Below are 6545 nucleotides of genomic sequence, written 5' to 3'. Positions count from 1 at the left end.
AAAAAATTAAACATAAACAGAAAATACGAGATAAGCAGATGGAGATAAAAGACTGGCAGAACCTAAAGAAGATTGTAAATCCTAACGCAGATAAAGCATTAGACGTGGCTAGATATTTCGGATTAAGAATTAGTGCAGTAGTAAAATTACAAAAAAGAGATATAAATTTAAAAAATGGATATGTAAAAGTTGTGGACAGTAAGGGGAAAAAGACTAGAAAAGTAGAAATTGCAACAGAAAAACAAATGGAAGTAGCTAAAAAATTATATAACAGCGTTCTAGGAGCAAGGGAAAGGATAGTACCTATACAAGCAGATTCGGTAAATAGAGAACTAAACAGAAAAATGCAAGAGTTAGGAATAAAAAAAGAATACGAAAAGACAAGTACACACGCAGTGCGAAAGCTATACGCATTAGAGACGTTTAATAGGGCTAAGGCAAAGGGAATGTCTACAATGGAGGCTAGAGAGTATGTAAGCGAGCAATTAGGGCATACGCAAGAAAGAGGTGATAGTGACGAAGAATTAATGAAAACTTATGTAAGAAGTTTAAGATAAAAATAAAAATAAAAATATACTAGACGTCGGATAATATGATAAAATATATACAACAGAAAAAAAATGTACGGATACGCAAAAAAGAGCTTGTAATTTCTGACGTCACAGCTCTTTTTTTAAAACAACTTAGCCAAAGTCCCACAGGACTTTTAAACTTTTTAATTATATTATTATAATAGCAAAGAAGAGTTTAAAAGTAAATATAGGAATTTGGATAAGTTGCTAGTTCGTGGAAAGAAGGAAAATATGGGCAACTTAGCAAAAAAAGAAGAAAGAATAGTAAAAACAAGTATTAAAGATATAAACACAGTACTAAAAGATATTTATATAAATACAGATGAGTGTTTTATAAGGCTTTTATGTAAAAGTACAAATAAATATAAAACATATCCTATAAATGCATTAAAAGATAGTATTAAATTAAATAGTATTCTTAAACAACATAAGATCGATAATGTAGATCTATTTTTAAGCTTAAATCCATTTAAAACATTTAAAAGTGCAACAAAAAATAATTTATTTTGTATAAACGTAATTGCTGTGGATGTAGATTATAAAAATATAAAAGAATTAAAGGATTTAGATCCAGAGCAAGTTATAGAACTTTTAGAAATGGATTGTTTTGATATAAGAATACCAGCACCAACATTAATAGAATATGGAAATCAAATAAGATTAATATATCTTATAGAGACTTGCTATATACCTAAACATAAGAAAAGTGTGGTAACTTTAGCAGAAAGAATAAGTAGTGTATTTGCAGAAGAATTAAAAGACTTTGGAGCAGAAAAGCAAAATTTAGAAACTTATTTTAGAGTGCCAGGTAGTATAAATTCTAAAAATAATGCAACTGTTAAAATGTACTTCTATAGTAGTGCTATAAGATATACATTAAAGGAATTACAAGAACTTTGGTTGGACGAGTTACCTAATTGGTATAAAGATTTTAAGAAAAAGAAAAAAGGTAGAAAAAAAGCAAATAATATAACAAAATTACATAACGTGTATATTTTAAATTCTAATAGAATAAGAGATTTTTATAAAATACAAGAATATTTAAATAGTAAAGGGACAAATGATTACAGAGCAAGATTATGTTTCCAAGTTAGGAATTATACTCTTATAAAAATTAAATATCAAAATGGAAAACTTACAGATAAAGATTATTTGTATGCAAAAGAGGAAATGCTTAAATTTAATTCTAAATTTAATTATCCATTAAGAGAGAATGTAATAGAGAGTTTAACGAGAAGTGTTAATTACACACAATATCTTTATAAAAATCAAACTATGGCGGAGTTTTTTGATTTAACGTGGGAACTAGCAGAAATAATAGGACTAGAGAGCATTTATAAACCTAAAGAAAGAGAACAAATAGATAAAGATTATTATAATAGAAATAAGAAAAAAATTAAAAAGAAAAAAAATAATAAAAGAAATGAAAAAATAAGAAATGAAAACGGACTTACTAAAAGAGAACAACAAAAACAAGATATTATAAAAGCTATCAAAATGCTTAAAAATAAAGGGTTAAAGCAAGTAGAGGTAGCGAAAGAATTACGAAAAGGAATTGCTACAATAAAAAGATATTGGAACTTATAAAAAGGTATCACGAAAGTGGTACGACCTATATGGGGGAACTTATCTTTTAGGGGGACGGCTTGCCGTTCCCTTTTTTCTAGTCTTTTTTATTTTTATTTTTTCTTTCTCTATATTTTTTTTCATTCTTTCTTTTCAGGCTAGACTGTAGGTAGAAATTTTTTGGCTTTTGGGGACAGTAAAAATTACGTAAGACAAAAAGGAATTTATGTAAGACATAGAGAATGTAAGGGTTAAGAGAATTTTTAGGGGGTAAAAAATGGGTGTAGAAAATAAGAAAAATGCAAGTCTTACAGTCAGAATAGAATGTAAGATAAAAGAAAATTTAAAAAAATTAGCTAAAAAGAAAGGTCTTACAATTTCAGAATTAGTGAATTCATTAATCACAGAGCATTTAGAAAGAGAAAATTATAAAAATCAGTATGAAGATCATATAGAAAAAAGAAGTGGCTTAATGGAAGAGAAAATAAAAAAACTTAAAGAGAAAATGAAATGGTAAAATAATAGATAAATTTGAATTAAAAAATAGTCTTATAGATACAGAACATAAAAATAAAGATGTCTTACAAAAGCTAGAAAACGTAGAAAACATGCGAGATTTTTATAAAAATGAATTAGATATATTAAAGTTGGAAATGAAAGATTAATTAAAAGAAGTAAAAGAGTTAGAGAAAAATCATAAAGAAGAAATTGCTTCAATGAAGTTAGAAATAAAAGAGAAAAATGTAAACTTAAAAGATATAGAAAAAAGTTATAAAAAAGAAATTAAAGAACTTCAGCTAGAAAATAAAAGAGAATTAGACTCAGTAAAAAAATTGTATAGGCCAACCAGCGTTTTTTTGCAAAATTGTACTAAAGTTTATTTTTTATAATTGATATATCTTTTTTTATACTCTGATTTACAGTTTATAAATTTAGGATATTATTGATGTTATGTTCATTTAAATAATAATATCCTTAAATTATGATAAAAGTCAGCAAAATTAAGAACTTTAGTAACTTTTGATATAAAAATGCAAAAAGATGTAGATTTTTTTCAAATATATATAGTTATATATATTCCAAATTAAATATATTGATTTTTAATTTGGAATTTATAGGAAAGTTAATAAAAAATAAATTATTAATACATCTAAACTTAAAAATGAAGTGGTAAAATTTAAATATATTAATTTTTAAGGAGAAGTAAATGTGGACAATGCAAAATAGAAAAAATGGAGAGATAAAAAATGTAAAAGTAAGATTTGATTGGAGTACATTGATATTATCATTTTTATTATTAGGTTGGCTACCATCATTATTTAGAAAAGATATCAATGGGACTATAACAATATTAATGGCTCAAATAATACCGTGTATATTCTTGGCAATGTATATAATTAAAAAATCTCAATATATTGAAATTTTATTATTAATAAGTATTAGTATAGCTGTTGATCATATTATTTTTAAATGTATGGTTAATTTGAAAAGATATATTGAGATTTTAAAAAAGAGCGGTTTTGAATTAATATAAAAATAAATAATTTTAATGTATAAGTATAAAGAGGGAAAAAATGTTTAAATTTAAAAAATGGATTGAAAATATGAAAAAGAAAAACTATAAACTATTAAAAAATATGTTATTATCAGCAGTAGGTATTTTTTTAACTATATTTTCATTTTTAGCATTTCCAGATTGTTCAGATTATAGTTCCAAAAATTTTACGCCTAATATAGCTGTTAAATTAGAGAATACTGGTTTAGAAGTTGAATCGCAATTTATTCCTAATAGTTATAAAAAAGCTAACATAACGAATACAAATGTGTATTATCCTTATAATTGGTTTAGTATGATAGTGTTAGAAAAAAATTTTAAAAAAAATAGTAAGGATGTTTTTAATATAAATATAGGGCCAATGAATTCAAGCAATAATAATATTTATAGTGTTATTTGCTCAGAAGTACCGGGACCAGAGAAAATTAGTTTTAATTTTAAAACTGAGAAAGAAGCAAAAAAATTTAAAGAAAATTTTATAAAATTAAAATAAATTAGTAGGATAGATATTTAAATATAAGAGTTTTTGGGAATATTAATAGTTATAAGATAAAAAAGAAACTTCTGTTTTTATTAAAAGCAGAAGTTTCTTTTTTATCTTATAATTAACAATTAGCTTATATAGTTTTAAAGGGATCATTTGTTCCTTGAAAAGTCCAACTTGAATCAATAATATGAGGACGTCCAGGAAAATAAGACCATGTAGTTTGATGTATAAGTTCCCAGCTACTTCTAGGATAATCATATTTACTGCAAGCAGCAACAGCTTGTGAAGCTATATTAACTAACTCAGTATATTCATCTTCAATAGCAGATTCAATCATTCCCATACTTATACTTACTGAGCCACCAAGCATTTTCCCAATTTGTTGTGGACCACCACTAATTATCCAAGCAGCTTGAACAAGAAGGGAAGTAGTATAATTTATTCCTTGAGAATGTTCTTCTAAAAAATCATATACAGTAGTATATTTTGGCATTATATTTTTAAAAGCTTGTTCAGAAATAAAAAAATAAAAATTTATAGTATAAGGATTATCCCATAATTTACTTATACTATTTGTAGGTTTTATAATTAAGTCCTTATTAATAGAGTCTAAAGAATTTATATTTGACATGTATATCACTCCTTTTAATCTGCTTTAAATGTTAAAAGTTCGACACTTCCACAAGGAATCCAAGCAATAGAATCCTTAATCTGTATTTGATACCAACCATTAAATTGGTTATAAATAATAAAATCTTGTTTAAGAGAACAAGAACCAATAGATAAAGTCGAATTAGATGAAGGTGCACTTTGAATAGTAGTTTCTTTAGTAATTGTTCCTGTTACTGATATAAAATTATTTGTAGAAACGTATACTCTTTCTACTGGAACCCATCCAATTAGATTTGTCGTAGAAATTTGATACCAACCACTTTGTTCTCCAATAATAGAGGCACCAGTTCCATTATTTAATGTTGTTAAACAATTGGAATTCCACGTAGCACTGCTCATGACATCAGTGTAAGGACCATCAATAAATGAGATAAAGGCTCTTTTATTGATGGATACATTTGAACATTGTACCCAACCAGTGCTAGTTCCATTAATTATATGATACCAATCATTATTTCTTCCAATAATATAAGTTTTTTTGTTATTAGAATATTGAGTAATTGTATTAGGAGAAGCAAGTGAAGGTGTTCCTTGAACATTACATTTTCCAGATGAGGTTTGGATTGTTCCTACTAACGGGATAAATGTATTATTTGAGTAATATACTCTTGGTGTTGGAATCCAACCAATTAAATTTTCAAATGAAATTTGATACCAACCATTAGTTTCTCCAATAATAGAGATACCAGTTCCATTATTTAATGTTGTTAAACAATTGGAATCCCACGTAGCACTGCTCATGACATCAGTATAAGGACCATCTTCAAAAAGAATATAACCTTGAGTTTGAATTTCGATATTAGAAGTACTAATTAGAGGGGTAGAATCATTAAGTAATACTGTGTAATTAGAATTACCTTCACCAATAAGAGTTACTATATTACCATTGGTATAAAGTGAGGCATCAGGGTTACTAGATGTTGAAGGCATTGATTCAGCAGGATTAATATTAGAAACCATACCAACAAGTGGAAAGAAAACTCTAGCTACAGGAATCCAAGCTGTAGACTCTTCAAACTTTATTTGATACCAATCATTTTCTTCTGAAATAACTGTGATTTCAGTTCCATTATTTAATTTACCTGCTAAATGTGCAACACCCCATTGTGGTATTTTTTGTACATAAGTAAATGGACCTCCATTAAAACAAACATAAGCTTTTAAATTCATAATATGAACCTCCTTAAATAAAAAATATAATTTTATGTTATATATACTAAGAGTTGAAAAATAATTAAATTCCAACTTAAAATTGATTTTTTACAAAAAATAAACAAAAAGTCCATTAAAAAGATTTATATTAAATAATTGTTAAATCCTAAAAGAAAATTGGAAAAAAGGTAAAAACATGACTCTAAATAAATAAACAATATTTATTTGGAGGACATAGAATGAATAAGAAAAGTATTTACCTAAAAAATTTAATTGAAAATATAAGGAATGGTAGTGATAGTGACGGTGTTCAAAAACTTATAAAAACTTTTGAAGTAGATATGAGGATGTTAGTAAGCGGAAAAGGAAATTATATGTATGATGATCTAGTAGATGAATTGATACTATTAAGTATTTCATTGGATTTAGAAAAAGAAAATTTATATGGATATATAAAAACTTGTTTAAAAAATTATTCAATTAAAATAATAAAAAAACAAAATAATAAAACGGATATGGATAAATTAGAAAATATTATTTT

The 6545-nt window shown here is 25.8% G+C and carries 9 protein-coding genes; 7 read left to right on the top strand and 2 right to left on the bottom strand.

What is annotated here, in order from left to right:
- The 6 genes from ACRDDY_RS09320 to ACRDDY_RS09295 form a co-directional block, all read left to right on the top strand.
- The coding region (locus tag ACRDDY_RS09320) for a tyrosine-type recombinase/integrase (RefSeq protein WP_438564679.1) at window positions 1-557 on the top strand (557 nt) is incomplete at its 5' end.
- Window positions 558-803: 246 nt separating this feature from the next.
- Window positions 804-2159 (top strand): helix-turn-helix domain-containing protein, encoded by a 1356-nt coding sequence (locus ACRDDY_RS09315; protein WP_438564678.1) that lies wholly within the window; start codon window positions 804-806, stop codon window positions 2157-2159.
- Window positions 2160-2415: 256 nt separating this feature from the next.
- Complete coding sequence (locus ACRDDY_RS09310; RefSeq protein WP_438564677.1) at window positions 2416-2655, top strand: hypothetical protein; 240 nt, start codon at window positions 2416-2418, stop codon at window positions 2653-2655.
- Between the two features lie 199 nt (window positions 2656-2854).
- Window positions 2855-3028: a hypothetical protein gene (locus ACRDDY_RS09305; RefSeq protein WP_438564676.1), complete on the top strand. Its 174-nt coding sequence runs from the start codon at window positions 2855-2857 to the stop codon at window positions 3026-3028.
- A gap of 317 nt (window positions 3029-3345) precedes the next feature.
- Window positions 3346-3672 (top strand): hypothetical protein, encoded by a 327-nt coding sequence (locus ACRDDY_RS09300; protein WP_438564675.1) that lies wholly within the window; start codon window positions 3346-3348, stop codon window positions 3670-3672.
- Between the two features lie 40 nt (window positions 3673-3712).
- Window positions 3713-4186: a hypothetical protein gene (locus ACRDDY_RS09295; protein WP_438564674.1), complete on the top strand. Its 474-nt coding sequence runs from the start codon at window positions 3713-3715 to the stop codon at window positions 4184-4186.
- Between the two features lie 124 nt (window positions 4187-4310).
- Here the strand turns inward: ACRDDY_RS09295 and ACRDDY_RS09290 are convergent, their stop codons facing one another.
- Both ACRDDY_RS09290 and ACRDDY_RS09285 read right to left on the bottom strand, forming a co-directional pair.
- Window positions 4311-4811, bottom strand: coding sequence for a hypothetical protein (locus ACRDDY_RS09290; RefSeq protein ID WP_438564673.1), 501 nt, complete (start codon window positions 4809-4811; stop codon window positions 4311-4313).
- A 14-nt stretch (window positions 4812-4825) separates the two neighbouring features.
- On the bottom strand, window positions 4826-6022 hold the full coding sequence (locus tag ACRDDY_RS09285; protein ID WP_438564672.1) for an SH3 domain-containing protein: 1197 nt from the start codon (window positions 6020-6022) through the stop codon (window positions 4826-4828).
- Between the two features lie 221 nt (window positions 6023-6243).
- Here ACRDDY_RS09285 and ACRDDY_RS09280 point away from each other — a divergent pair.
- A partial coding sequence (locus tag ACRDDY_RS09280) for a hypothetical protein (RefSeq protein WP_438564671.1) occupies window positions 6244-6545 on the top strand: 302 nt, incomplete at its 3' end.

Source organism: Clostridium sp., from assembly GCF_051656525.1.
Classification (GTDB): domain Bacteria; phylum Bacillota; class Clostridia; order Clostridiales; family Clostridiaceae; genus Clostridium.
The sequence above is the reverse complement of the archived record's forward strand: the minus strand, read 5'-3'. Positions and strand labels throughout refer to the sequence as shown.

Bases quoted from the DNA above. Each gene is read 5' to 3' on its own strand.
- ACRDDY_RS09315 (WP_438564678.1), top strand. From the start codon at position 804: ATGGGCAACTTAGCAAAAAAAGAAGAAAGAATAGTAAAAACAAGTATT.
- ACRDDY_RS09310 (WP_438564677.1), top strand. From the start codon at position 2,416: ATGGGTGTAGAAAATAAGAAAAATGCAAGTCTTACAGTCAGAATAGAA.
- ACRDDY_RS09305 (WP_438564676.1), top strand. From the start codon at position 2,855: ATGAAGTTAGAAATAAAAGAGAAAAATGTAAACTTAAAAGATATAGAA.
- ACRDDY_RS09300 (WP_438564675.1), top strand. From the start codon at position 3,346: ATGTGGACAATGCAAAATAGAAAAAATGGAGAGATAAAAAATGTAAAA.
- ACRDDY_RS09295 (WP_438564674.1), top strand. From the start codon at position 3,713: ATGTTTAAATTTAAAAAATGGATTGAAAATATGAAAAAGAAAAACTAT.
- ACRDDY_RS09290 (WP_438564673.1), bottom strand. From the start codon at position 4,811: ATGTCAAATATAAATTCTTTAGACTCTATTAATAAGGACTTAATTATA.
- ACRDDY_RS09285 (WP_438564672.1), bottom strand. From the start codon at position 6,022: ATGAATTTAAAAGCTTATGTTTGTTTTAATGGAGGTCCATTTACTTAT.